Source organism: Mycobacterium senriense, assembly GCF_019668465.1.
Taxonomy (GTDB): domain Bacteria; phylum Actinomycetota; class Actinomycetes; order Mycobacteriales; family Mycobacteriaceae; genus Mycobacterium; species Mycobacterium senriense.
Genome location: NZ_AP024828.1, coordinates 5,227,294 through 5,252,610, shown reverse-complemented (window position 1 = coordinate 5,252,610; position 25,317 = coordinate 5,227,294). Strand labels below are relative to the sequence as shown.

Here is a 25,317-nt window from a genome sequence, read left to right as displayed (position 1 = left end):
CGACGCCGCGTCGACCAAGGAGAGCAGTGAGCGGATCCGGACTACCCCAGTGGCTACTTCTGGTTGCGGTCATCGCCGTCGCGATCGCGATCGCGTCGGGCTTCATCTGGGTCGGGAATCGGCTCCTGCCGGCGGAGCGCTATGGGAAAGAACCGAATTCGGCGATCGCCTCGTTCCTTACCGTCGTCGGATTCATCTATGGCGCCCTGCTGGGCTTCACCGTGGTGGCCACCTGGGAACACTTCTCGTCCACCCAGGTCGTCGTGTCCGGCGAGGCGTCGGCGCTGACGACGATGTACCGGCAAACCGTCGCGATGCCCGAACCGGAGCGCACCGAAGTGCAGGAGCTGTTGCGCAAGTACGCGAGCGCGGTGGCGGGCCCGGAGTGGAACAGGCAGAACAACGACGGCGCGCGCGCCGCGATCACCCGGATGTACCGCACCGTCGGGCGCCAACAGCCCAACGTCGCGGCCAAGCCGGTCAATCAGCAATTCCTCAACCAGTTGAGCGTGCTGGCGTCCGACCGTAACGAACGGATCGTGGGCACCAAGCCCCGGATAACCGGCCTGATGTGGGCCGGCTTGATCTTCGGTGCGGTTGTGCTGGTTGCGTTTACGGGTTTCCTGCGGATGGGCAGCACCGTCGGCCACGTCATCGTGTCCGGCACGGTCGCGGTCCTGCTGGGTCTGCTGCTGTGCGTCGTGTACCAGCTCGACCACTCGTATGCGACGGAACAGCGCATCACGTCCGGGCCGTTTCGGCACGCCCTGGACATCTTCGATTCGGTCGACAACGACAGCCGCTACTTCCCGCGCTGAGCACTGACGTTGCGGGCCGCGGTGTCGGCCTGGTTATGGTTGAGTTCGGGGGCTCGGCCGCACCGGCGGGATACGCAGTGGACGTCTATGCAACGGGGAGGGTTGGCATGAAGACCATCACATTCGGCAAGACGGGGCTCGAGGTTTCCCGGTTGGCGTTCGGTACCTGGGAGTTTTGTAGTGACTGGGGCCATGCCGACGAGGAGGCCGCGATCGCCATGATCCGCAACGCCCGCGAGCTCGGCATCAACTTCTTCGACACCGCGCAGCAATACGGGTTCGGCGCGTCTGAACGCCTGCTGGGCAAGGCCCTTCGCGACGACCTCAAGAAATCCCGGGACGAGGTGGTGATCGCCACCAAGGGCGGCCTGCGTGCCACCGACAACGGCCTGGTGCGCGACGGCAGCCGCAAATGGTTGCGGGAAGGCGTGGAGTCCAGCCTGAACGCGCTGGGCATCGACCACATCGACGTCTACCTGGTGCACTGGCCCGACCCCGACACCCCGGCCGCCGACACCGCCGGGGCGCTCGCAGAACTGGTGTCGGAAGGCAAGATTCGACACGTGGGGGTATCGAACTACGACACCGCGCAGGTGCGTGAGTTCTCCGAGACGCTTCCGGTGGAAGTGGTGCAGCCGCCCTACCACCTGTTTCGCCGCGATATCGAAAACGAGCTGCTGCCGTATGCGCGCGAGCACGACATCGGGGTGATGGTGTACGGGCCGCTGGCGCACGGTCTGCTGACCGGCACGATGAAGGCCGATACCAGTTTCGCCGCCCAGGACTGGCGCGGCAAGAGCGACATCTTCACCGGCGACGGCTACCTGCGCAATCTGGAAGTCGTTGCGCGCCTTGAAGCTCTGGCCGCCGGCCTGGGCGTGACGATCAGCCAGCTGGCCATCGCGCGGGCCATCGCGCAGCCGGGTGTGCACGTCGCCATCGTCGGGGCCCAGCAGCTGCAATACCTGCAGGAAAGCTCCCGCGCGGCCGACGTCACCCTGTCCGAAGGCGACCTCATTGCCATCGATGAAATCCTGGGGGCGGCGACACCGGTCGGCGGCCCCTACCCCGAGATGCACCAGAAGGCCAGCTAGCTCAGCCCTTCAGCAGCTCGCCGACGTGCGCGGTGACCGAATCGGTGAGGCCCTGCAGGTCGTAACCTCCTTCGAGGACCGCCACCAACCGCCCGTCGCACAGCTTTTCGGCTGTCGTCATCAATTCCCTGGTGACCCAGGCGAAGTCGGCGTCCGTCATGGTCAGCGAGCCGAGCGGATCGCTTTCGTGGGCGTCGAAACCCGCGGACACGATGATCAGCTCGGGTGAAAACGACTGCAGCGCGGGCACTATGCGGTCCCGGAAGGCCGCGCGCAATTCGGCGCCGCCGTCACCGGGCGCCAGCGGCGAATTGAAGATGTTGCCGACTCCGGTTTCTCGCACCGCGCCGGTCCCGGGGAACAGCGGCATCTGATGCGTGGACGCGTAGAGCACACTCGGGTCGGAGTAGAAGATCTGCTGGGTGCCGTTGCCGTGATGGACGTCGAAATCGACGATGGCGACCCGCAATAGCCCGTGCTTGCGCTGTGCGTGACGCGCGCCGATGCTGATGTTGTTGAACAGGCAGAAGCCCATCGCCCGCTCGGTCTCGGCGTGATGGCCCGGCGGGCGGCACGCGACGAACGCGTTCTGCGCGTCTCCGGCCAGCACCCGGTCCACGGCCTGCAGGGTGGCGCCGACCCCGCGCAGCGCCGTCTCCCAGGTGGAGGGCTCCATCATGGTGTCGCCGCCGTCGAGGTAGACGTAACCTTCGTCGGGCCGCGCGGCTTCCAGCGCGTCCACATAGCGATTGGAGTGCACGTAGCGCGTCGCGGCCAGGTCGGCCTGCTCGGCCTCCTCGCGCACCAGCGCGCTGAATTGCGGGCGGCTCAGTGCCGCCTCCACCGCGCGGTAGCGGTCCGGCCGCTCCGGATGGCCGGGCGCCGTCCGATGGGCGGCGAAGGCGGGGTGGTGCAGCAGCAACGTGGCCATCGAGGATCCTGCCGAGGCGCCTACTGAATGGTCCGGTTGCGCAGCCTGTCCACGAAGCCGCGCACCGCGTGCTCGGTGATCGCCAGCGGGGAGATCATGGTCTCGCCCACCCGCACCATGTCGTCGATCCGCGCGACGATGGCTTCCACCGGCTCGACCAGCACGATCAGCCGCTTGGCCAGGTCGTCCAGGCTGGTCATGGTGCCGTCCAGGTGATCCAGGCCGGCCTCCAGGCGCTCCACCGTGGCGTTCAGCGCGGAAAGGGAACTGCTGAGCTCCTTCATGGTGGTGCTCAAACCGTCGAGGACGTCTTCGACCTGTTCCACCGTCTTGTCGGCGTTCAACGCGGCCTGGGTAAGCGTCTTGATCCGGCTCCGCTCTTGGCCTCCGCGCACAGTTCTGTCTGCCATGTCCGTCATTATGACCCGGCCGGCGCGGGCGGGAGCCCGAAGGGATGTACGACTATCGAAAGCGCCAGCTGAAGCGCTATCGCATTTCAGAACTGGTCACGCTACGCCGGATGGGTTCGAGGGCAGCTTGGCCGCGGCGTCCTCGTCGAGCAGCCACAGCGTGGTGTCCAGCCCGACCGCCCCGGCGGCCGGCACGGAGACCGGTGGGGCGCCACCGATAGCGGCGGCCACCGCGTCTGCTTTGCCGCCGCCGGTCACCAGCAGCCACACCTCGCGCGACCGCGCAATCGCGGGCAGCGTCAAGGTGATTCGCTGCGGCGGCGGCTTGGGGGAGTCGTCGACCGACACCACCATGCGGGTGGTCTCGAGTACGGCCGGGGTGTCGGGGAACAGCGAATTGATGTGGCCCTCGGGTCCCATGCCCAGCAGGTGCACATCGAAATTCGGAGCCGGCTCGCCGGGCGCGGCATTGGCGGCCAGCAGCTGCTCGTAGGCCAGCGCCGCCGCCGCGAGGTCGCTACCGAACTCCCCGTCACTAGCCGGCATCGGGTGCACCTGGCTGGACGGGATGTCGACGTGTGAGAGCAACGCCGCCCGGGCCTGCTTGTCGTTGCGCTCGTCGTCGTCCTCGGGGACGTAGCGTTCGTCGCCCCAGAACAGGTGCACCTTCGACCAGTCGATCTCGCGTCCCACCAACGCCTGCAACAGCCCTATGCCGTTGCTGCCGCCGGTCAGCACGATGAGCGCGCGGCCCCGCGCCGCCACGGCGTTCGCGATGGTGTCGGTCAGCCGCGTCGCCGCGGCGTCGACCATGGTCTGGCTATCCGGGAAAACTTCGATGCTGGTGCTCACACGTATTGCACTTTCTCAATGCCATCAAGCGCTGATTGATAAATTTCGTCGGCATCCAGCCGGCGCAGGTCTTCGGCCAGGCACTCACCGGTTTCCCTGCGCGCCAAGGGGAGTAGGGCGTCCGGCCGGGAGGTCCGGCTCAACGTGGCCGTCCTTCCCTCCTGCGGGCGGCTCAAGACGATAGTTTCGCTCTTGCGCTCCAGTTCGATCTTGAGCTCGCCGACCGCCCGGCGCACCGGACCGTCGATCCGGCTCGCCAGCCATCCCGCCAGGACGTCCAGGGCGGGCTCGGTTGCCAGACCGGACACCAACGCCGACTCGATCGGTTCGTGCGGCGTCAGGTCGACGGCGGAGGTGAGCAGCGCACGCCAGTAGGTGATGCGCGCCCAGGCGAGGTCGGTGTCACCTGCGGTGTATCCGGGCAGCCGGCTCTTGATCGCCGACAACGGGTCGACACCGTTGGTGGCGTCGGTGATGCGACGAATCGCCAACCGCCCCAACGGATCTTGTGCGGGCACCGCCGGCGCCACATCGGGCCACCAGACCACCACCGGGATGTCGGGCAGCAGGAAGGGGGTGACCACGCTGGCGGCGTGACCGGCCAGCGCCCCGGACAGCCGCAAAACCACGACTTCGCTGGCTCCGGTGTCTCCACCGGCGCGCAGCTGCGCATCCAGCCGGGGTTTGTCCGCGTACGGATTGCCCCGCATCGTCACGATGATCCGGCTGGGGTGCTCATGGCTGGCGTTGTTGGCCGCCTTCAGCGACTCTTCGAAGATCTCCTCGCTGTCCGGCGCGATGATCAGGGTCAGCACCCGGCCCATCGCGACGGCGCCGACCTTTTCCCGCAACTCGTCGAGCTTCTTGTTCACCGCCGTGGTGGTGGCGTCGGGCATGTCAATGATCACGGGCGCCACTCTCCCCCGCAAGCGGGAGGTGCCCCCACCTCATCGCTGCGCTCTGCATCGTCGTGGCGCGGATCATCAGGGCCGCCGCCATTCCCGGCCTGTCCGGCGCAGCATCTCGAACGACGAGTCCGGACCCCAGGTGCCCGACTCGTACGGTTCGGGCTTTCCGCCCGCGGCCCAGTTGTTGAGCACCGGATCGAGTATGTCCCAAGCCAATTCGACCTCTTCGTTGACCGGGAACAGGGATGGCTCACCGAGCAGCACGTCAAGGATCAACTGTTCGTAGGCCTCCGGCGATTCCTCGGCGAACGCCGATCCGTAGGAGAAGTCCATGTTGACGTCGCGGACCTCCATTGCGGTGCCCGGCACCTTGGAGCCGAACCGCAGCGTGACGCCCTCATCGGGCTGCACCCGGATCACCATGGCGTTGGTGCCCAGCTCGTCGGTCATGGTCGCGTCGAACGGCAGGTGCGGCGCCCGCTTGAAGATCAATGCGATCTCGGTCACCCTGCGGCCCAGGCGTTTTCCGGTGCGCAGGTAGAAGGGCACTCCGGCCCAGCGGCGGGTGTCCACCTCCAGGGTGATGGCGGCGAACGTCTCGGTGGTCGAGTCCTTGGCGAACCCCTCCTCGTCGAGCAGCCCGACGACCTTCTCGCCGCCCTGCCAGCCCGCGGCGTATTGTCCGCGGCTGGTGGTCTCGTCGAGGGGTTCGGCGAGGTGGGTGGCCGAGAGCACCTTGATCTTCTCGGTCTGCAACGCCTTCGGGTTGAAGCTGACCGGCTCCTCCATCGCGGTGAGCGCAAGCAGCTGCATCAGATGGTTCTGGATCACGTCGCGCGCGGCGCCGATGCCGTCGTAATAGCCGGCGCGCCCGCCCAACCCGATGTCCTCGGCCATGGTGATCTGCACGTGGTCGACGTAGTGTGCGTTCCAGATCGGGTCGAACAACTGGTTGGCGAACCGCAACGCCAGGATGTTGCGGACGGTCTCCTTGCCCAGATAGTGGTCGATGCGAAACACCGCCTCCTCCGGGAAGACGGCGTTGACCGCGTGGTTGAGCGCCTGCGCGCTTTCCAGGTCGTGACCGAACGGCTTCTCGATGACCACCCGGCTCCACCGCTCGCCCTGCGGACGGGCCAGGCCCGACTTGTGCAACTGCTCGCACACCACCGGGAAGGACTTCGGCGGGATGGCCAGGTAGAAGGCGTGGTTACCGCCGGTGCCGCGCTCGGCGTCCAGCTTGTCCAGGGTTTCGGCCAGCCGCCCGAACGCCTCGTCGTCGTCGAAAGCCCCTGGCACGAAACGGAATCCCTCGGCCAGCCGATCCCAGTTCTCCTGACGGAAGGGCGTGCGGCAGTGTTCCTTGACCGCTTCGTGCACCACCTTGCCGAAATCCTGGGTGCTCCAGTCCCGACGCGCGAAGCCGACCAGGGAGAAGCTGGGCGGCAGCAGCCCGCGATTGGCCAGGTCGTAGATCGCCGGCATGACCTTCTTGCGGGCCAGGTCGCCGGTGACGCCGAAGATCACCATCCCGCACGGCCCCGCGATCCGCGGGAGCCGCTTATCGCGCTTGTCCCGTAACGGGTTCTGCCATTGTTGCGCGGTGCGGGCTGGGCTCATTTGGAGGCTGAATCCAGCTGCTTCTGCGTTTCCTCCAGCAGCTCGGTCCAGGAATCCACGAACTTCTCCACACCCTCGTTTTCCAGCACCTTGAAGACGTCGGTCAGGTCGATACCGATCTGATCGAGCTTGTCGAACACCGCCTGTGCCTCCCCGGCGGTGCCGGTGACCGTGTCGCCCTTGATCTCACCGTGGTCGGCGACGGCGTCAATCGTCTTCTCCGGCATGGTGTTCACCGTGTTGGGCGCCACCAGCTCGGTGACGTAGAGGGTGTCGGAGTAATCGGGGTTCTTGACACCGGTGGACGCCCACAGCGGACGCTGCACCCGGGCGCCGTCGGCCTTGAGGGACTCGAAGCGATCGCCGCCTTCGAAGACCTCCTGGTAGGCCGCGTAGGCCAGGCGTGCGTTGGCCACCCCGGCCTGCCCCAGCAGCGACTTGGCGTCCTCCGACCCGATCTTCTCCAGCCGCTTGTCCACCTCGGTGTCCACCCGGGACACGAAAAACGATGCGACGGAATGGATTTTCGAGATGTCATGCCCTGCCTCGCGCGCCTTCTCCAGGCCGGCCAGGTAGGCGTCCATCACCTGGCGGTGCCGCTCGACGGAGAAGATCAACGTGACGTTCACCGAAATGCCTTCCGCGAGGACGGCGGTGATCGCCGGGACGCCGGCCTTGGTCGCCGGAATCTTGATGAACAGGTTCGGCCGGTCGACGATCTTCCACAGCTCGACGGCCTGGGCGATGGTCTTGTCGGTCTCGGCGGCCAGCTGCGGGTCGACCTCGATGGATACCCGTCCGTCGACGCCGTCGGAGGCCTCCCACTCCCGCTTGAGCACGTCGCACGCGTTGCGCACGTCGTCGGTGGTCACGGTGCGGATGGTGGCGTCCACATCGGCGCCACGCTCGGCGAGCTCGGCGATCTGGCCTTCGTAGGCGTCACCCTCGGCGAGCGCCTTCTGGAAGATCGACGGGTTGGTGGTCACGCCGACAACACTTTTCGTGTCGATCAGCTCCTGCAGGTTGCCTGACTGCAGCCGCTGACGCGACAGGTCGTCAAGCCAGACGGATACTCCCGCGGCGGACAGCGCCGCCAGATTCGGGTTCTGAGCGGTCATGTGAATTGCCTTTCCTCAGTTATCCACTACTTGTTCCGCGGCGGCCGCGACGGCTTCGGCGGTGAAACCGAATTCCCGGAACAACGTTTTGTAGTCGGCGGATTCGCCATAGTGCTCGATCGAGACGATCCTGCCGGTGTCGCCGACGAGCTTGTGCCAGGATTGCGCGATGCCCGCCTCGACGGCCACCCGGGCCGACACGGTCGGCGGCAGCACGCTGTCGCGGTAGTCCTCGGGCTGGGACTCGAACCATTCGACGCACGGCATGGAGACCACCCGCGCCACAATGTCCTTGTCCGCCAACAACTTCTGCGCATCGACCGCGAGCTGGACCTCCGAGCCGGTGGCGATCAGCACCACGTCGGGGTCTTGACCGGACTCCTCACCGTCCGAGGCCAGGATGTAACCGCCCCGGGCGACGCCGTCGGCGCTGGTGCCCTCCAGCACCGGCACATTCTGGCGGGTCAGCATCAGGCCGACGGGGCCGCTGCCGTTGCCGCGGGCCAGGACCGTGCGCCAGGCATAGGCCGTCTCGTTCGCGTCGGCCGGGCGCACCACCGACAGATTCGGGATGGCGCGCAGCGCCGCGAGGTGCTCGATCGGCTGATGGGTCGGGCCGTCCTCGCCAAGGCCGATGGAATCGTGGGTCCACACGTAGATCGTGTCGATGTCCATCAGCGAGGCCAGCCGCACCGCGGGGCGCATGTAGTCGGAGAACTGCAGGAACGTTCCGCCGTAGGCGCGGGTGGGGCCGTGCAGGACGATGCCGGACAGGATGGCGCCCATCGCGTGCTCGCGCACACCGAAATGCAACGTCCGGCCGTACCAGTGCGCCGTGTAGTCCTTGGTCGAAATAGACGGCGGCCCAAAGGAATCGGCGCCCTTGATGGTGGTGTTGTTGCTGCCCGCCAGGTCGGCCGAGCCGCCCCACAGCTCGGGCAGTTTCGGCCCGACCGCGTTGAGCACTTCGTTGGAGGCCTTGCGGGTGGCGATCGGGTCGGAGCCGGGTTCCCAGTGCGGCAGGTCGGCGTCCCAGCCATCGGGCAGCTCCTCGGCGGTCAACCGGTCCAGTAGCGCTTTGCGCTCGGGTTGGCCTTCCGCCCAGGCGTCGAAGTCCGCCTGCCATTTCTCGTGTGCTTCCTTGCCGCGGTCCACCAGCTTGCGGGTGTGGGCGAGCACCTCGTCGCGCACCTCGAACTTCTTGTCCGGGTCGAAGCCGAGGATCTCCTTGACGGCGGCGACTTCCTCATCACCCAGCGCCGCGCCGTGCGCCTTGCCGGTGTTCATCAGCTTGGGGGCGGGGTAGCCGATGATGGTGCGCAGCGAGATGAACGACGGCCGGTCGGTGGCCGCCCTGGCGTTGGCGATGGCCTCCTCGATCGCGACGACGTTCTCGCCGCCCTCGATCTCCTGCACGTGCCAGCCGTAGGCGCGGTACCGCGCGGCGGTGTCCTCGCACAGCGCGATGTTGGTGTCGTCCTCGATGGAAATCTCGTTGTGGTCGTAGAAGACGATCAGGTTGCCCAGCTGCTGGACGCCCGCCAGCGACGAGGCCTCCGAGGTGACGCCCTCTTCCATGTCGCCGTCGGAGGCGATCACGTAGATGAAGTGGTCGAACGGGCTGGTGCCCGGGGCGGCGTCGGGATCGAACAGCCCGCGCTCGTAGCGCGCGGCCATCGCCATGCCCACCGCCGAGGCCAGGCCCTGCCCGAGCGGGCCGGTGGTGATCTCGACGCCCTTGGTGTGCCGGAACTCCGGGTGTCCGGGCGTCTTGGATCCCCAGGTGCGCAGCGATTCGATGTCGGACAGCTCCAGGCCGAAACCACCCAAGTACAGCTGCAGATACAGCGTCAGGCTGCTGTGTCCACAGGACAGGACGAAGCGGTCACGGCCCAGCCAGTGGGGGTCGCTGGGGTCGTGGCGCATCGCGCGCTGAAACAAGGTGTACGCCAGGGGCGCAAGGCTCATCGCCGTCCCGGGGTGGCCGTTGCCAACCTTTTGCACCGCATCCGCGGCCAGCACCCGGATGGTGTCGACGGCGGCCGAGTCGAGTTCGGACCAGTCGTCGGGGAGGTGCGGTTGGGTCAGCGTAGAGATCTCTTCGAGTGTCGTCACAGACATTGTCCTTGGGTCATCGAGCTGATCAATCCCACCCTAGTGCGGGAGGGCCGGCTCTTGCAGTGCAGGATTCGGGTACCCACGACCGGCAGGTGTGAAAATTACGCGCCCGTCGGAAGTGCTTAACATTCAGTTCGGAGATCTGGGAAAAATCGGTCGCGTTTGGACCCATGGGCGGGCCATCGTCACGACGCGGTCTACCATCGTGTGTAGTAGATGCTGCGCGCCGCTGCGACCCCAAGGAGTTATTGCGTGAGCGTTCGCGGGCGCGCCGCGCCGAGCCGATTGCCAAGCCGGATACAAGGCACGGTGCTGGCTTATCTGGCGCTGACCAAGCCGCGGGTCATTGAGCTGCTGCTCGTCACCGCCATCCCGGCGATGCTGCTGGCCCAGCGCGGGACGGTGAACCCGCTGCTGATCGTCAACACCCTGATCGGCGGGATGCTGGCCGCCGGCGGCGCCAACACCCTCAACTGCGTGGCCGACGCGGACATCGACAAGGTGATGAAGCGCACTGCGCGGCGGCCGCTGGCCCGGGCGGCGGTGCCCACGCGCAACGCCCTGGTGTTCGGCCTGGTGCTGACGGTGGCCTCGTTCGTCTGGCTCTGGTGGACGACGAACCTGCTGTCCGGGCTGTTGGCCCTGGCGACGATCGCGTTCTACGTGTTCATCTACACGCTGCTGCTCAAGCGCCGCACCTCGCAGAACGTGGTGTGGGGTGGCGCGGCCGGCTGCATGCCGGTGATGATCGGCTGGTCGGCGGTCACCGGCACCATTCAGTGGCCCGCGCTGGTGATGTTCGCCATTATTTTCTTCTGGACGCCGCCGCACACCTGGGCGCTGGCGATGCGCTACAAGGACGACTACAAAGCGGCCGGCGTGCCGATGCTGCCCGCCGTGGCGACCGAACGTCAGGTGACCAAGCAGATCCTGATCTACACCTGGCTGACGGTGCTGGCCACGCTGGCGCTGGCGCTGGCGACGGGCTGGCTGTACGCGGCGGTCGCCGTGGTCGCCGGGGTGTGGTTCCTGGCGATGGCCCACCAGCTTTACGCCGGGGTCCGCGCCGGCGAGCCGGTCAAGCCGCTGCGGCTGTTCCTGCAGTCGAACAACTACCTGGCCGTGGTGTTCTGCGCGTTGGCCGTGGACTCGGCCATCGGGCTACCGCACCTGTTCTGACTTTCGCCGTGGCGGCGACGCTCAGGGCAGCAACACGATCGAGCCCGCCGTCTTGCGGCCCTGCAGATCCTGGTGGGCGCGGGCGGCCTCGGCCAGCGGGTAGCACCCACCGACCTCGACGGCGATATCGCCACCGGCGATCGCGGCGAACAATTCCTCTGCCCGCCAACTGAATTCCTCGCCGGTGCGCACGAAATGCGCCAGCGACGGCCGGGTCAAAAACACCGAGCCGGCGGCGTTGAGGCGCTGCGGGTCGAACGGCGGAACGGGCCCGCTGGCCGCGCCGAACAACGCCAGCGTGCCCCGGATGGCCAGGCTGGCCAGGCTGGCCTCGAAGGTGGTCGCGCCCACGCCGTCGTACACCGCGGCCACGCCGGCGCCGTCGGTCAACGAGCGAATCCGCTCGCCGAACGCTTTCGCGTCGTCAGGGTAGGGGAGGACCTCGTCGGCGCCGGCCTGCCGGGACAGCCGCTCCTTGTCCGGGGTCGAAACCGTGGTTGTCACCCGCACACCGAGCAGATGGGCCCACTGCGTCAGGATCAGTCCGACGCCGCCCGCGCCGGCGTGCACCAGCACCGTGTCGCCCGCCTGCACCGGGTACACCGACTTCAGCAGGTAATGAGCGGTCAACCCCTTCAGCAGCGCCGAAGCCGCCACCTCGGCCGTCACGCCGTCGGGCACCTCGGCGGTCAAATGAGCTGGCGCCGTGGCATATTCGGCATACCCGCCGGACGCCGCGGCGCTGACCACGCGGTCGCCGACGCGCAACCCGTCGACGCCGTCGCCGAGGGATTCGATGGTGCCGGCCAGCTCCGAACCGAGGATGAACGGCAACTTCCGCGGGTACTGCCCGGAGCGGAAGTAGGTGTCGATGTAGTTGACGCCGATGGCCTCGGCCTTGATCAGCACCTCACCCGGGCCGGGCGTGGGCGTGGTGGTTTCGGCGTAGCGCAGCACCTCGGGGCCGCCGGTCTCACTGATCTCGATTGCGTGCATCTGCTTATCATGCCCGGGCATGAAACTCGCTCGCCCGGACGTCTTCCATCCCCGCATTGTGCTGGCGGGGGCGGACGATGGCGTGGGCGCGACGGCCGACGACGCCGGTCTGGTGGGCGCGCTGCGGCGGCGCGGCCTGCGCGCGCGCTGGTTGTCCTGGGACGATCCGGACACCGCCGGCGCGGATCTGGTGATATTGCGGGCAATCGCGGGCACCCCGGATCGGCGCGCCGAATTCCTGGCCTGGACCCGGCGCGTCCGGCACCTGCTCAACCCGCCGGGCGCGGTGGCCTGGAACCTCGATGAGCGGTATTTGCGCGACCTCGAGCGGGACGGGGTGCCGACGACCGATCCGGACACACCGCCCGACGCGTCGCTGATCTTCCTGGGCGGCGAGCGGTCGCACGCCTGGCCGGTCGAGCCGGAATTCGAGTCGTGGGACCTCGGCCATGCCGCGCTCGCCGCGGCCGCCAAGCGCTCTGGCATCGCCGCCCGGGACCTGCTCTGCGCGCGGGTCGACGTGGCCGGCGAACGGCTGGTAGGGCTCGACCTGGTCGCGCCGTCACTGGGCTGGCACCGGCTGGACGACGCGGCCCGCGACCTCGCGCAGCACCGCTTCGCCCTGGCGGTGGAGTCAGCCTGCGAGCGGCTCGGGCTCGGCCCGCTCTCGCATCGACGCCCATAGCGCCGCGGTGGCTGCCGTGCACGCCGCGGCCCCGGCCACGTGCAGGGCGACCAGCACGGCGGGGACCCCGGTGTAGTACTGCGCGGTGCCGACGGCGGCCTGCGCGAACACCAGCACCAGCAACACCGCGAGCCGCACCAGCACGGGACGGTCGGCGCGAACCGCCAGCAGCCCGAAGCCCAGCCCGACCAGCAGCGCGAAGTAGGCGATCAGCAGCGACGAGTGCAGGTGCACCAAAGTGTCGACCTCGACTTTCAGCCGCGGCACCGTCCGGGTGGGGCTGCGATCACCCGCGTGCGGGCCGGCGGCCGTCACCAGCGTGCCGGTGACCAGCACCGCGGCCAGGTCCAGGCCGGACAGCGCGGTCAGCGCGCGCAGCGGCCTGACCACTCGCTCGCGGACCACCGTGTCGTCGGGCTCGCCGACCTTGACGTACAGCAGCACAGACAGCCACACCATCGTCATCGACGTCAGCAGGTGGATGGCCACCGTCCACCACAGCAGCCCGGTGCGCACGGTGATGCCGCCGATCACCGCCTGCACGACGGTGGACACCGGCATCAGCCAGGCATAGACCAGCACCTCGCGGCGCCGCCGCGCCCGGGTCACGGCCAGCACGGCCAGCGCCGCGGTGATCACCACGGCGAAGGTGACCATCCGATTGCCGAATTCGACGGCCTGGTGGATGCGCGGTACCTCGGCATGGGCCACCGGAACGAAGCTGCCCGGAAAGCACTGCGGCCAGGTGGGACAACCTAGCCCCGAGGCGGTGACGCGCACGATCGCGCCGGTGATGGCGATGCCGCCCTGGGTGAGGATGACGGCGGCGGCGATCAGGCGCTGCACCCCCACGCTGGGGTTGGGGAGCAGGTCCACCACGCGCAACAGCATCCGTCCAACCACGCGCCCGATCCTAAGGCACCCAAAACTACGACGTGTAGTACGGCCGGTCGCATGAGGTTAGGTGAAGTGGAACCAGCGCAGCGCGCTCAGCGCGCCCACCGCGCCCCACGCCACCAGCACGACCACGCCGAACCAGTCCACTGACATGGTCATCGCCTGCGAGAGCGCCTCGGTGAGCGCGCCGGACGGGGTCAGCCGCGCCGCGAGTTTGACCGCAGCCGGGGTGATCCCGGTTTCCAGGGTCAGCGCGCCCAACCCGGCGAAGACGAACCACAACAGGTTGGCGAGCGCCAGCACGATCTCCGCGCGCAGCGTCCCGCCGAGCAGCAGCCCCAGCGCCGCGAACACCCCGGTGCCCAGCGCGATGACCGCCGCGCCCAGCGCCAGCGCCGTCGGCGCGGGTCGCCAGCCCAGCGCAAAACCGATGGCGCCCAACAGGATTGCCTGCAGGAACACCACGGTGACCACCGCCAGGGACTTGCCCGCGATGATGCCCCACACCGGTAGCGGGGTGGCGCCGAGCCGCTTGAGCGCGCCGTAGCGCCGATCGAAGGCGACCGCGATCGCCTGCCCGGTGAACGCCGTCGAGATCACCGCCAGCGCCATGATGACCGGGGTGAAGGTCGCCGCGCGGTGCTGGCCGAACGAGCCGAGCGGCAGCAGCGTGAGCCCGATCAGCAGCGTGATCGGGATGAACATGGTCAGCAGCAGTTGCTCACCGTTGCGCAGCAGCAGCTTGAGCTCCAAACCGAATTGCGCCGCAAGCATTTTCGGCACCGCGCTGGGCCGCGGATCGGGAGCGAAGGTGCCCGCGGGGAACGCATTCGATTGAGTCTCGTTGTCCGTCAAGGCCGTAACTTCCTGCCGGTGAGGTCGAGGAACACATCCTCGAGGCTGCGTTGCTCGACGCGCATGTCGGTGGCCAGCACGTCGATCCGTGCGCACCAGGACGTGACGGTGGCCAGCACTTGGGGGTCGACGTGTCCCTCGACCAGGTACTCGCCCGGCGTCACCTCGGTGGCCTTGTAGTCCTCCGGCAGGGCGGCGGACAGCAACGACAGATCGAGGCGCGGCGGCGCGCTGAACCGCAGCTGGTCCTTGGCCCCGCTGCGCATCAGTTCCGTTGGCGTGCCGGAGGCCACCGTCGCCCCGTGGTCGATGATCACCAGCCGGTCGGCGAGCTCCTCGGCCTCCTTGAGCTGGTGGGTGGTCAGCACCACCGTCACGCCGTCGCGGCGCAGCGCGTCGATCAGTTCCCAGACCAGCAGCCGGGCGTGCGCGTCCATGCCCGCCGTCGGCTCGTCAAGAAACACCAGTTCGGGGCGGCCGACCAGCGCACACGCCAGTGCCAGCCGCTGCTGCTGGCCGCCGGAGAGCCGCCGGTAGGTGGTGCGGGCGGCGTCGGTGAGGCCCAGCGTGTCCAGCAGCCAGGCCGGGTCCAGCGGGTCGGCGGCGTAGGCGGCCACCAGGTTGAGCATCTCGCCGGCCCGGGCCGCGGGGTAGCCGCCACCGCCCTGCAGCATGACCCCGATCCGCGCCCGCAGCCGGGCATTGTCGGCGATCGGGTCCAGGCCGAGCACCTCGATGGTGCCGGCGTCCGGGCGCACGAAGCCCTCGCACATCTCGACCGTGGTCGTCTTGCCGGCGCCGTTGGGGCCGAGCAGGGCCAGCACCTCGGCGGCGTACACCTCGAGATCGAGATTGGAGACGGCCTCGACGGCCGTCGCGCCGGATCCGTATTTCTTGGTGACCCCACGCAGCCGCACCACTGCGTCAGGGGATTCGCGCGATTCGCGGGCGGGAAAGGCCGAGCTCACGTGGAATCAGCGTAGGCGTCATGTGCCGGCGCCGGGCGGGGGGTCGGCGGAGTCGCCGGCGTTGCCGCCGTGTCGTCGACCGGTTCGCCGCTGGATTCGGTGTCCTGGCCCGGGGCGCGGCGCCACGGCAGGCGGGTGTAGGTCGCCGCGATGAGCGCGACGACGATGACTGTGCTGGCCAGGGTCGCGTCGATGATCTGGAACAGCGCGAACCGGTCGCCGTTGGCCGTCGGGCCGAAGATCCCGACGACCAGGCTGATGACGATGGCCGCCACCCGGAAGCCGGTCCGGGTCGCCCAGGCGGCCAGCGGGATGATGGCCCACAGCAGATACCAGGGCTGCACCACCGGGAACAGCAGCACCGTGATGCCCAGCGCGACGCCCAGCCCGCCGATCGGGTGCAGCCGGCCGCGGAAGACGGCCAGCAGCAGCCAGGCCACCATGACCGTGATGATCAGCACGCCGATCGCACGGGTCAGCCCCAGCACCGCGGTGGTGTGATCACCCAGGCCCAGCAGGATGCCGACCTGTCCGGTGCCAAGCGCCAGCAGCGTCGGCGGCGACATCCAGCTGCGCACCACGTTGGCGGTGCCCAGCGTATAAATCCAGCCGAATCCCAGGCCGCTGGCCCAGCCCACCAGCGCCATCACCGCCAGCGACAACGCCGCCATGCCGCCGCCGGTCAGCAGCAGGGCGCGCAGGGTGCCGCCGCAGCGGTAGGCCAGCGCCATCGTGACGAAGCCCAGCGCCAGCAGCGACGGCAGCTTGACCTGCGACGACAACACGATCAGCACGGAACCGGCGACCAGCATCCCCAGCGGTTCCCAGTCCGGACCCAACCGCTTCCACGACACCGGCAGCAACCGCGGCGCGTCGATGCCGCGCAACGCGAATTCGGCGCCGGCCAGCATCAGGCCCAGCATCAGCGCCTCGTTGTGCGCGCCGGCCACCAGATGCATGATCAGCAGCGGGTTGGCCGCCCCCAGCCACAGCGCGCTGACCTCGGCGACGCCGCAGCGCCGGGCCAGCCGCGGTGTCGCCCAGACGATCAGTCCCACGCCCAGCAGCTCCACCAGCCGGTGGCACAGCACCGCGGCGACGATGTTCTCCCCGGTGATCGCGGAGATGCCGCGCCCGATCCATAAGAACAGCGGCCCGTAGGGTGCGGGCGTCTCGCGCCACAGCGTCGGCACCGAGAGCGTGAAGATGTGGGACAGCCCCAGGCCCGACGCAGGGCCCACCCGGTAAGGGTCCAGCCCCTCCAGCGAGATCTGGCTCTGCGCCAGATAGGAGTAGACGTCCTTGCTGTACATCGGCGGGGCGATCAACAACGGCAACACCCACAGCAGCAGGGTGCGGTCCAGGTCGCCGCGCGACATCCGCCGGTTTCCCAGCGCGAACCGGCCGAGCATCAACCATGCCAGCGCCATCATGACCGCACCGGTGGTCGTCATGGTCAACGACACGGTCTGGATGCGCGACGGCAGGTTGAGCAGCCGCACGCCGAACGTCGGGTCCTGCACGACGGGCCGGGCACCCGCGCCGAGCGCGCCGATCGCCATCACCACCGTGCCGGCCGCACCGAACAGGCGGGTGCGGCGCAGCGCGGTGAGCTCGGTATCGTTCAGCGGCGAACCCACCGCTTGCTCGTCGCCGTGCAGACTCGCGATCGATGAGCTCAGCGTGTGGTGGCGGGCTGCCATCAGAGCAGCGTAGCCGCCGGACGGACGGCGTCACTGCGGCGCGGTGGCTGTGAGCAGCGCAACGCCAGAACAGGGGACCCTTGCTAGACCGATCCCCGGAATTGCGTCACACTGGTGTTGTGAAAATCCGAACCAGCCTCGATGGGGCCGCTGACGCCGGTACCGGCGCGGCGGACGTCGGCGCGCCGGTGCCGGATGGTCACACCCGCCGCGCGATCGTGCGCCTGCTGGTGGAATCCGGATCGATCACCGCCGCCGAGATCGGTGACCGGCTGGGTTTGACGGCCGCCGGTGTGCGACGCCACCTCGACGCCCTGATCGAGGCCGGTGACGCCGAGTCCACCGCGGCCGCGGCGTGGCAGCAGGTGGGACGCGGACGACCCGCCAAGCGCTACCGGCTGACGGCGGCCGGGCGGGCCAAGCTCGACCACGCTTACGACGACCTGGCGGCGGCGGCCATGCGGCAACTCCGGGAGATCGGTGGTGAAGAGGCGGTGCAGGCTTTCGCCCGGCAGCGCATCGACGCCATCCTGGCCGACGTTCCCGGAGCGGACAGCGCGGCGGACACCGACGTCGAGGCGGCCGCCGACCGGATCGCCACCGCGTTGACCAAGGCCGGCTATGTCACCACCACCACGCAGGTCGGCGGGCCGATCCACGGCGTGCAGATCTGCCAGCACCACTGCCCGGTGTCGCACGTCGCCGAGGAATTCCCCGAGCTGTGCGACGCCGAACAGCAGGCCATGGCCGAGGTATTGGGCACCCACGTCCAGCGGTTGGCGACCATCGTCAACGGCGACTGCGCCTGCACCACGCACGTACCCCTGACTCAGGCGCCCAGCCTGCGCCACGACACCACGAGCACCAAAGGAGCGTCTCGATGACACTCACACCCGAGGCCAGCAAGACGGCTACCGCGCCGCTGACCCAGGAAGAGGCGATCGCCTCCCTGGGGCGGTACGGCTACGGCTGGTCGGACTCCGACGTCGCCGGGGCCAGCGCCCAGCGCGGCCTGTCCGAGGCCGTCGTCCGCGACATCTCGGCGAAGAAGAACGAGCCCGAGTGGATGCTGCAGACCCGGCTGAAGGCGCTGCGCATCTTCGACCGCAAGCCGATGCCGGGGTGGGGCTCGAACCTGCAGGGCATCGACTTCGACAACATCAAGTACTTCGTGCGCTCCAGCGAGAAGCAGGCGGCGACGTGGGACGACCTGCCCGCGGACATCAAGAACACCTACGACAGGCTGGGCATCCCGGAAGCCGAGAAGCAGCGGCTGGTCTCCGGCGTCGCGGCTCAGTACGAGTCGGAGGTCGTCTACCACTCCATCCGTGAGGACCTGGAAAAGCAGGGCGTCATCTTCCAGGACACCGACACGGCGCTGCGCGAGCACCCCGAGATCTTCCGGGAGTACTTCGGCACCGTGATCCCGGCCGGGGACAACAAGTTCTCCGCGCTGAACACCGCGGTGTGGAGCGGCGGCTCGTTCATCTACGTCCCGAAGGGCGTGCACGTCGACATCCCGCTGCAGGCCTACTTCCGGATCAACACCGAGAACATGGGTCAGTTCGAGCGGACGCTGATCATCGCCGACGAGGGCTCCTACGTGCACTACGTCGAGGGCTGCACCGCGCCGATCTACAAGTCGGATTCGCTGCACTCCGCGGTGGTCGAGATCATCGTGAAACCCAATGCGCGCGTTCGCTACACGACGATCCAGAACTGGTCCGGCAACGTCTACAACCTGGTCACCAAGCGGGCCCGGGCCGAGGCCGGCGCCACCATGGAGTGGGTCGACGGCAACATCGGGTCGAAGGTCACCATGAAGTACCCGGCGGTCTGGATGACCGGCGAGCACGCCACGGGCGAGGTGCTCTCGGTCGCCTTCGCCGGCGAGGACCAGCACCAGGACACCGGCGCGAAGATGCTGCACCTGGCGCCGAACACGTCGAGCAACATCGTGTCCAAGTCCGTGGCGCGCGGCGGCGGCCGCACCTCCTACCGCGGCCTGGTGCAGGTGAACAAGGGCGCGCACGGATCGCGGTCCAGCGTGAAATGTGATGCGCTGCTGGTGGATGCGATCAGCCGCAGCGACACCTACCCCTACGTCGACATCCGCGAGGACGACGTCACCATGGGCCACGAGGCCACCGTGTCGAAGGTCAGCGAGAACCAGCTGTTCTACCTGATGAGCCGTGGCCTGACCGAGGACGAGGCGATGGCCATGGTGGTGCGCGGCTTCGTCGAGCCGATCGCCAAAGAGCTGCCGATGGAGTACGCGCTCGAGCTCAACCGGCTGATCGAGTTGCAGATGGAGGGCGCTGTCGGATGATCGCCGACAATCTGACTTCGGCCGTCGAGGGGAGTTCGCTTACCGCATTGAATAAGGGGGAGTTGTTCTCCTCGTTCGATGTGGACGCTTTCGAGGTGCCGCACGGCCGCGACGAAATCTGGCGGTTCACCCCGCTGCGCCGGCTGCGCGGCCTGCACGACGGTTCGGCGCGCGCCACCGGCAAGGCCGCGATCGGCGTCAGGGAGCAGCCCGGCCTGCGGGTCGAGACCGTCTCCCGCGGCGACGAGCGCCTCGGCCAGGCTGGCGTGCCGACCGACCGTGTTGCCGCGCAGGCATTTTCGTCGTTCAACTCCGCGACCCTGATCACCGTCGAGCGCGACACCCAGATCGCCGAGCCGATCGGTGTCACCATCACCGGACCCGGCGAGGGTGCGGTGGCCTACGGGCACCTGCAGATCCGGGTCTCCGAGCTCGCCGAGGCGGTCGTGGTCATCGACCACCGGGGCAGCGGAACGCTGGCCGACAACGTCGAATTCGTCGTCGACGACGCCGCCCGGCTCACCGTGGTGTGGCTGGCCGACTGGGCCGACGACGCCGTGCATGTCAGCATGCAGCACGCCAAGCTGGGCAAGGACGCGGTGCTGCGTCACGTCGCGGTCACGCTCGGTGGCGAGGTGGTCCGGATGACGGCCAACGTGCGGTACCTGGGCCCGGGCGGCGACGCCGAGCTGCTCGGGCTGTACTTCGCCGACGACGGGCAGCACCTGGAGTCGCGGCTGCTGGTGGATCACGCCCAGCCCGACTGCAAGTCCAACGTGCTGTACAAGGGTGCGCTGCAAGGCGATCCGGACTCCGCGCTGCCCGACGCACACACGGTCTGGATCGGCGACGTGCTGATCCGCGCCGACGCCACCGGCACCGACACCTTCGAGGTGAACCGCAACCTGGTGCTCACCGACGGCGCGCGCGCCGACTCGGTGCCCAACCTGGAGATCGAGACGGGTGAGATCGTCGGCGCCGGGCACGCCAGTGCCACTGGCCGTTTCGACGACGAGCAACTGTTCTACCTACGCTCCCGCGGCATCCCCGAGGAGCAGGCGCGCCGCCTGGTCATCCGCGGCTTCTTCGCCGAAATCATCTCCAAGATCGCGGTGCCCGAGATACGGGAACGCCTGACCGCAGCGATTGAACACGAACTGGCCATCACGGAAAAGACGGAAACAACAGCCTCATGACCACTCTGGAAATCAAAGATCTGCACGTCAGCGTCGTCAACCCGAACGCCGCCGAGTCGGAGCGGGAGATCCCCATCCTCCACGGCGTCGACCTGACGGTGAAATCCGGTGAGACACATGCCTTGATGGGCCCCAACGGGTCGGGCAAGTCGACGCTGTCCTACGCCATCGCCGGTCACCCCAAGTACACGGTGACCTCGGGCTCCATCACCCTGGACGGCCAGGATGTGCTCGCGATGAGCATCGACGAGCGCGCGCGGGCCGGAATCTTCTTGGCCATGCAGTATCCCGTCGAGGTGCCCGGCGTCTCGGTGTCGAACTTCCTGCGCTCGGCGGCGACCGCCGTGCGCGGCGAGGCCCCCAAGCTGCGGCACTGGGTCAAAGAGGTCAAGGCGGCCATGGGCTCGCTGGAGATCGACCCGGCGTTCGCCGAGCGCAGCGTCAACGAGGGTTTCTCCGGCGGTGAGAAGAAGCGCCACGAGATCCTGCAGCTGGAACTGCTCAAGCCCAAGATCGCCATCCTCGACGAGACCGACTCCGGTCTCGACGTCGACGCGCTGCGGGTGGTCAGCGAGGGCGTAAACCGTTACGCCGAGACCGAGCACGGCGGCGTCCTGCTGATCACGCACTACACCCGCATCCTGCGCTACATCCGCCCCGAATACGTGCACGTGTTCGTCGGCGGGCGCATCGCCGAATCCGGCGGTCCTGAACTGGCCGACGAACTCGAGCAGAACGGCTACGTCCGCTTCTCCCAAGCGGCGGCAACTGGGGCGTAGCGATGACGGCCTCAGCTGCGCCTTTGGACGTTGACGCGATCCGCGCCGATTTCCCCATCCTCAAGCGCGTGATGCGCAGCGGAAATGTGTTGGCGTACCTGGATTCCGGCGCGACGTCGCAGCGGCCGCTGCAGGTGCTCGACGCCGAGCGGGAATTTCTGTTGACGTCCAACGGTGCCGTGCACCGCGGCGCTCATCAGCTGATGGAGGAGGCCACCGACGCCTACGAGCAGGGCCGTGCCGACGTCGCGGCGTTCGTGGGCGCCGACGCGGACGAGCTGGTGTTCACCAAGAACGCCACCGAGGCGCTCAACCTGGTGTCATATGTGCTGGGGGACAAGCGTTTCGAGCGTGCCGTCGGACCCGGAGACGTCATCGTCACCACCGAGCTCGAGCATCACGCCAACCTCGTTCCCTGGCAGGAACTCGCTCGGCGCACCGGGGCGACCCTGCGCTGGTATGGGGTCACCGACGACGGCCGCATCGACCTCGACTCGCTGCAGCTCGACGAACGCGTCAAAGTCGTTGCCTTTACTCATCATTCCAACGTCACCGGCGCGGTGGCCCCGGTGGCCGAGCTGGTCAGCCGCGCCCGGGCCGTGGGCGCGCTCACCGTGCTCGACGCCTGCCAGTCGGTGCCGCACCAGCCCGTCGACCTCCACGCCCTCGACGTGGACTTCGCCGCGTTCTCGGGGCATAAGATGCTGGGCCCCAACGGCATCGGCGTCCTCTACGGACGGCGCGAGGTGCTGTCGGCGCTGCCGCCGTTCTTGACCGGCGGTTCGATGATCGAGGCCGTGACCATGGAAGCGTCCACCTATGCCGCGGTGCCGCAGCGGTTCGAGGCCGGCACGCCGATGACGTCGCAGGTGGTCGGATTGGGTGCGGCCACGCGCTATCTCGGCGCCCTCGGCATGGAAGCCGTGCAGGCCCACGAGCACCAGCTGGTTGCCGCGGCCATCGACGGGCTGTCCGGCATCGACGGCGTCCGCATCGTCGGGCCGGCGTCGATGGAGAACCGCGCCTCGCCGGTGTCTTTCGTCGTCGACGGCGTGCACGCCCACGACGTCGGCCAGGTGCTCGACGACGAGGGCGTCGCGGTGCGGGTGGGACACCACTGCGCCATGCCGCTGCATCGCCGGTTCGGTCTCGCGGCCACTGCTCGGGCGTCCTTCGGGGTGTACAACACCACCGAGGAGGTCGAGCGCTTGGTTGCCGGTGTCCGCCGCGCTCTGGATTTCTTTGGGAGAGGCTGACATTGCGTCTCGAACAGATGTATCAGGACGTGATCCTGGACCACTACAAGCACCCGCAGCACCGGGGGCTGCGGGAGCCGTTCGGCGCCGAGGTGTTTCACGTCAACCCCGTCTGCGGTGACGAGGTCACCCTGAGGGTGGCGCTGTCCGAGGACGGCGAGACCGTCGCCGACGTGTCCTATGACGGGCAGGGCTGCTCCATCAGCCAGGCCGCGACCTCGGTGCTGACCCAACAGGTGATCGGTCAAAGCGTCGGCGAGGCGCTCAAGACCATCGCCGCGTTCACCGAGATGGTGTCCTCGCGCGGCACCATCGAGGGCGACGAGGACGTGCTGGGCGATGGGATCGCGTTCGCCGGGGTGGCCAAGTATCCGGCGCGGGTGAAATGCGCGCTATTGGGCTGGATGGCGTTCAAAGATGCTTTGGTCAAGGCTTGTTCGGACCAAGAAGCAGACTTCGAGGAGGTCACAGATGAGCGAAACCACCGCGCAGGGTGAGGAATTCCTTGCCGACCTCGAGGAGGCGATGCGTGACGTCGTCGACCCCGAACTCGGCATCAACGTCGTCGATTTGGGACTCGTCTACGGGCTGAACGTCGAAGACGGCGACGAGGGAACGGTCGCCCTGATCGACATGACGCTGACGTCGGCGGCCTGCCCGCTGACCGACGTCATCGAAGACCAGTCCCGCAGTGCGCTGGTGGGCGCCGGTCTGGTCGACGACCTGCGGATCAACTGGGTGTGGAACCCGCCGTGGGGTCCGGACAAGATCACCGAGGACGGCCGCGAGCAGCTGCGCGCCCTCGGCTTCACCGTCTGAGTCCGGCTTTTCGCTCTTTCAGTGCCTTGGCCGCCACCGCGGTTTCCCGCGCCTCCTAGAGGTGGATGTGCGGGAGGTGGGGCAGGTGCAGGTGGGGGTGCGGACGCCCCATGGGTGGGCACGTCTCCACACTGATCATCGCCGCGTGCAGGACGCCACCGTCCTGAGTTCCTTGGGCCCCAATGCATTTACCGTTGGTGATCGCCTGGGTGTCCGACGGCGTCTGCCGCTGGTATGAGGTCGAATCGGCGACGGTCACGTTGGTGGCGGCGCCCGGCCCGCCGGGGCCCAGGCCGTTGACGGCGATCGTGTTGCCCGTCACCGAGGCCACGGTGCCGTAGAAGCCGGCCGGCGGCGGGCACTTGCCGTCCGCGGACTGGGTGACCGTCACGGCCTGCGCGGTGATCGGCCCGGGGGGCGGCCCGCCGGGCGCTGGAGCACCGGGGGGCGGCGCGCTCTGCGGGGTGGCTTTGACGTTCACGCAACTGCCGGGCGTCACGTCGGTCAGCTTCGCCGGGGTGACGTCCATGACCCTGGTCTGCGGTGTGTAGTCCACCGTCGCCGAGCCCGATCGGGTCCGAAGCGCGATCGTGCCATTCGAATTCGACTGCACCATGCCCTCGACATAGTCCTTGCCGACCGGAGGTGGCGGGGGCCCCGGAGGTGGCGGGGGCGCCGGCGGCGGCGCGGCGTTGGGGGCTGCGCTCGGCGGGACCGGCGGGGCGCTGCTGGTCGAGGTCTCGTGCGAGGAGCCACACATGGCGACGCATACCGCGACGAAAGCAACAATGACAGAGAGCGCGACCTGTGTCCGCCGGTTCTTCAACGATATGGCAGCCACAGAACCCATCTCCGATCAAACGTTTCGCCGTCCTAAGCAATACCCCCACCGGGCGCGGTTCTCACGCCACGCCCGGCGGGAGTGACGGCAATCTCACTCAGTCCCGGCCGGGTCAGCCGCCGTGGCCGGGCTGGTTGGGCTTGCCGCACTTGCCGTCGACGGCCTGTCGTAGGTTGATGCTCGTCGCCTGCAGTGCGCCGCCGTTGTCCTGGGTTCCGCGCGCCGACAGGCATTTGCCCGGCGTGATCGCGTCGGTGTTCGCGGACGACTGCTTGCTGTATTTGGTCTTGTCATCGACCGTCACGGTCGTTTGCGTGGTGTTGCCGCTGGGATCGGTGTTGGTCACGTTGATGGTGTTACCGGATACCGACGCCACCGAGCCCCGGACCCACGCCGGTTTCGCGGGGGCCTGCGACGGCGGAAGGGACGGCGGCGTGGTGGTCGAAGCGCCGGGCGCGGACTGCGGAGGCTTGGGGCAGGCGCCATTCACGGACTGGCTGATCTTCACCGACGCCGCGGTGACCGCCTGGCCGGGCGCCGATCCCTCCGTCGGCTTGACGCTGACGCAGCTGCCCGGGGTGACGTCTGGCAGCCCGGCCGGAACGACCTCGGTGATCTTGGTAGTCGAGGTGAAGTTGACCGAGGCAGTCGCGTTGTCTTCCTTGGTGACCTGAATGGAATTGCCGGCCACCGAGGCGATCAGACCGCTGACCCGCGCTTCGGCGTTAGGGGTGGACGAGGTGGTCGTCGACGTGATGGTCGACGTCGAGGTTGAGGTGGAAGTTGACGTGGAATTGGATTTGTTCGACGACCCGCAGGCGGACAGGGACAATGCGGTGGCTCCCGCGACGGCGAAAACCGCGAAGCGAGTGAGCCGGGGCACTTGACAGCTGGCAGACATCAACGTTTCTCCATTCGTCGGTAAGAGCCAACGTCATGGTTTAC

At 68.2% G+C, this 25,317-nt stretch carries 26 protein-coding genes and 1 pseudogene; 12 read left to right on the top strand and 15 right to left on the bottom strand.

The features are described from left to right. The first annotated feature begins 26 nt into the window (after positions 1-26). Positions 27-818, top strand: coding sequence for a bestrophin-like domain (locus tag MTY59_RS24325; RefSeq protein ID WP_221043417.1), 792 nt, complete (start codon positions 27-29; stop codon positions 816-818). A 107-nt stretch (positions 819-925) separates the two neighbouring features. Continuing rightward, positions 926-1,912 carry an aldo/keto reductase gene (locus tag MTY59_RS24320; protein WP_221043416.1) on the top strand — a complete coding sequence of 329 codons (987 nt, stop codon included), beginning with the start codon at positions 926-928 and terminating at the stop codon, positions 1,910-1,912. Position 1,913: 1 nt separating this feature from the next. Here the strand turns inward: MTY59_RS24320 and MTY59_RS24315 are convergent, their stop codons facing one another. The 8 genes and pseudogenes from MTY59_RS24315 to tkt form a co-directional block, all read right to left on the bottom strand. After that, positions 1,914-2,843 carry a histone deacetylase family protein gene (locus tag MTY59_RS24315; protein ID WP_221043415.1) on the bottom strand — a complete coding sequence of 310 codons (930 nt, stop codon included), beginning with the start codon at positions 2,841-2,843 and terminating at the stop codon, positions 1,914-1,916. A gap of 20 nt (positions 2,844-2,863) precedes the next feature. Further along, positions 2,864-3,262: an ATPase gene (locus MTY59_RS24310; RefSeq protein WP_221043414.1), complete on the bottom strand. Its 399-nt coding sequence runs from the start codon at positions 3,260-3,262 to the stop codon at positions 2,864-2,866. Between the two features lie 87 nt (positions 3,263-3,349). Beyond that, a complete protein-coding gene (gene pgl / locus MTY59_RS24305; RefSeq protein ID WP_221043413.1) occupies positions 3,350-4,105 on the bottom strand; it encodes a 6-phosphogluconolactonase in 756 nt (251 codons plus the stop codon). Further along, positions 4,102-5,013 carry a glucose-6-phosphate dehydrogenase assembly protein OpcA gene (opcA, locus tag MTY59_RS24300; protein ID WP_221043412.1) on the bottom strand — a complete coding sequence of 304 codons (912 nt, stop codon included), beginning with the start codon at positions 5,011-5,013 and terminating at the stop codon, positions 4,102-4,104. Before opcA ends, pgl begins: the two co-directional genes overlap by 4 nt. A gap of 4 nt (positions 5,014-5,017) precedes the next feature. Beyond that, positions 5,018-5,104, bottom strand: a pseudogene (locus MTY59_RS28045) (sirohydrochlorin chelatase); the annotation flags it as partial. After that, a complete protein-coding gene (gene zwf / locus MTY59_RS24295) occupies positions 5,089-6,633 on the bottom strand; it encodes a glucose-6-phosphate dehydrogenase (protein WP_221043411.1) in 1,545 nt (514 codons plus the stop codon). The pseudogene MTY59_RS28045 and the gene zwf, both read right to left, overlap by 16 nt. Then, complete coding sequence (gene tal / locus MTY59_RS24290) at positions 6,630-7,751, bottom strand: transaldolase (RefSeq protein WP_221043410.1); 1,122 nt, start codon at positions 7,749-7,751, stop codon at positions 6,630-6,632. The genes zwf and tal overlap by 4 nt, the downstream gene beginning before the upstream one ends. 15 nt (positions 7,752-7,766) lie before the next feature. Continuing rightward, a complete protein-coding gene (tkt, locus tag MTY59_RS24285; RefSeq protein ID WP_221043409.1) occupies positions 7,767-9,866 on the bottom strand; it encodes a transketolase in 2,100 nt (699 codons plus the stop codon). Between the two features lie 255 nt (positions 9,867-10,121). Here tkt and MTY59_RS24280 point away from each other — a divergent pair, with 255 nt between their 5' ends. Further along, the gene (locus tag MTY59_RS24280; RefSeq protein WP_221043408.1) at positions 10,122-11,048 is read left to right on the top strand and encodes a heme o synthase; all 927 of its coding nucleotides are present in this window, start codon (positions 10,122-10,124) and stop codon (positions 11,046-11,048) included. Between the two features lie 21 nt (positions 11,049-11,069). Here the strand turns inward: MTY59_RS24280 and MTY59_RS24275 are convergent, their stop codons facing one another. Beyond that, the gene (locus MTY59_RS24275) at positions 11,070-12,044 is read right to left on the bottom strand and encodes a quinone oxidoreductase family protein (RefSeq protein ID WP_221043407.1); all 975 of its coding nucleotides are present in this window, start codon (positions 12,042-12,044) and stop codon (positions 11,070-11,072) included. Positions 12,045-12,063: 19 nt separating this feature from the next. Between MTY59_RS24275 and MTY59_RS24270 the strand changes: the two genes are divergently transcribed. Continuing rightward, the gene (locus MTY59_RS24270) at positions 12,064-12,729 is read left to right on the top strand and encodes a hypothetical protein (RefSeq protein WP_221043406.1); all 666 of its coding nucleotides are present in this window, start codon (positions 12,064-12,066) and stop codon (positions 12,727-12,729) included. On the opposite strand, the gene MTY59_RS24265 is transcribed toward MTY59_RS24270, so the two are convergent. From MTY59_RS24265 to mptB, 4 genes are all read right to left on the bottom strand, one after another. Then, positions 12,679-13,620, bottom strand: a complete 942-nt coding sequence (locus tag MTY59_RS24265; protein WP_221046636.1) for a COX15/CtaA family protein — start codon at positions 13,618-13,620, stop codon at positions 12,679-12,681. The two genes, MTY59_RS24270 and MTY59_RS24265, sit on opposite strands and share 51 nt — an antisense overlap. A 69-nt stretch (positions 13,621-13,689) precedes the next feature. Next, positions 13,690-14,400 carry an ABC transporter permease gene (locus MTY59_RS24260; protein ID WP_250160904.1) on the bottom strand — a complete coding sequence of 237 codons (711 nt, stop codon included), beginning with the start codon at positions 14,398-14,400 and terminating at the stop codon, positions 13,690-13,692. 77 nt (positions 14,401-14,477) lie between these two features. Next, positions 14,478-15,449: an ABC transporter ATP-binding protein gene (locus tag MTY59_RS24255; protein ID WP_221043404.1), complete on the bottom strand. Its 972-nt coding sequence runs from the start codon at positions 15,447-15,449 to the stop codon at positions 14,478-14,480. After that, on the bottom strand, positions 15,446-17,152 hold the full coding sequence (gene mptB / locus MTY59_RS24250) for a polyprenol phosphomannose-dependent alpha 1,6 mannosyltransferase MptB (RefSeq protein WP_221043403.1): 1,707 nt from the start codon (positions 17,150-17,152) through the stop codon (positions 15,446-15,448). The genes MTY59_RS24255 and mptB overlap by 4 nt, the downstream gene beginning before the upstream one ends. An 80-nt stretch (positions 17,153-17,232) precedes the next feature. On the opposite strand from mptB, the gene MTY59_RS24245 reads away from it, so the two are divergent. From MTY59_RS24245 to MTY59_RS24215, 7 genes are read left to right on the top strand one after another with little or no spacing between them, the layout of a single operon-like run. Next, entirely contained in the window at positions 17,233-18,036 is an 804-nt protein-coding gene (locus MTY59_RS24245) for a helix-turn-helix transcriptional regulator (protein ID WP_221043402.1), read from the top strand. Further along, positions 18,033-19,481 (top strand): Fe-S cluster assembly protein SufB, encoded by a 1,449-nt coding sequence (sufB, locus tag MTY59_RS24240; protein WP_221043401.1) that lies wholly within the window; start codon positions 18,033-18,035, stop codon positions 19,479-19,481. The genes MTY59_RS24245 and sufB overlap by 4 nt, the downstream gene beginning before the upstream one ends. Continuing rightward, positions 19,478-20,677, top strand: coding sequence for a Fe-S cluster assembly protein SufD (gene sufD, locus MTY59_RS24235; protein WP_221043400.1), 1,200 nt, complete (start codon positions 19,478-19,480; stop codon positions 20,675-20,677). The genes sufB and sufD overlap by 4 nt, the downstream gene beginning before the upstream one ends. Further along, positions 20,674-21,456 (top strand): Fe-S cluster assembly ATPase SufC, encoded by a 783-nt coding sequence (gene sufC / locus MTY59_RS24230; RefSeq protein WP_221043399.1) that lies wholly within the window; start codon positions 20,674-20,676, stop codon positions 21,454-21,456. The genes sufD and sufC overlap by 4 nt, the downstream gene beginning before the upstream one ends. 2 nt (positions 21,457-21,458) lie before the next feature. Beyond that, positions 21,459-22,712: a cysteine desulfurase gene (locus MTY59_RS24225; protein ID WP_221043398.1), complete on the top strand. Its 1,254-nt coding sequence runs from the start codon at positions 21,459-21,461 to the stop codon at positions 22,710-22,712. Then, entirely contained in the window at positions 22,709-23,209 is a 501-nt protein-coding gene (gene sufU, locus MTY59_RS24220; protein ID WP_221046635.1) for a Fe-S cluster assembly sulfur transfer protein SufU, read from the top strand. The genes MTY59_RS24225 and sufU overlap by 4 nt, the downstream gene beginning before the upstream one ends. Then, the gene (locus MTY59_RS24215; protein WP_085289419.1) at positions 23,184-23,531 is read left to right on the top strand and encodes a metal-sulfur cluster assembly factor; all 348 of its coding nucleotides are present in this window, start codon (positions 23,184-23,186) and stop codon (positions 23,529-23,531) included. The genes sufU and MTY59_RS24215 overlap by 26 nt, the downstream gene beginning before the upstream one ends. Positions 23,532-23,586: 55 nt before the next feature. Here MTY59_RS24215 and MTY59_RS24210 read toward each other — a convergent pair whose 3' ends face one another. After that, entirely contained in the window at positions 23,587-24,357 is a 771-nt protein-coding gene (locus MTY59_RS24210) for a DUF5666 domain-containing protein (RefSeq protein WP_221046634.1), read from the bottom strand. Between the two features lie 127 nt (positions 24,358-24,484). Further along, positions 24,485-25,063 (bottom strand): DUF5666 domain-containing protein, encoded by a 579-nt coding sequence (locus MTY59_RS24205; RefSeq protein ID WP_250160653.1) that lies wholly within the window; start codon positions 25,061-25,063, stop codon positions 24,485-24,487. Here MTY59_RS24205 and MTY59_RS28040 point away from each other — a divergent pair. Further along, positions 25,047-25,259, top strand: a complete 213-nt coding sequence (locus MTY59_RS28040) for a hypothetical protein (RefSeq protein ID WP_250160652.1) — start codon at positions 25,047-25,049, stop codon at positions 25,257-25,259. The genes MTY59_RS24205 and MTY59_RS28040 overlap by 17 nt on opposite strands. The last annotated feature ends 58 nt before the right edge of the window (positions 25,260-25,317 follow it).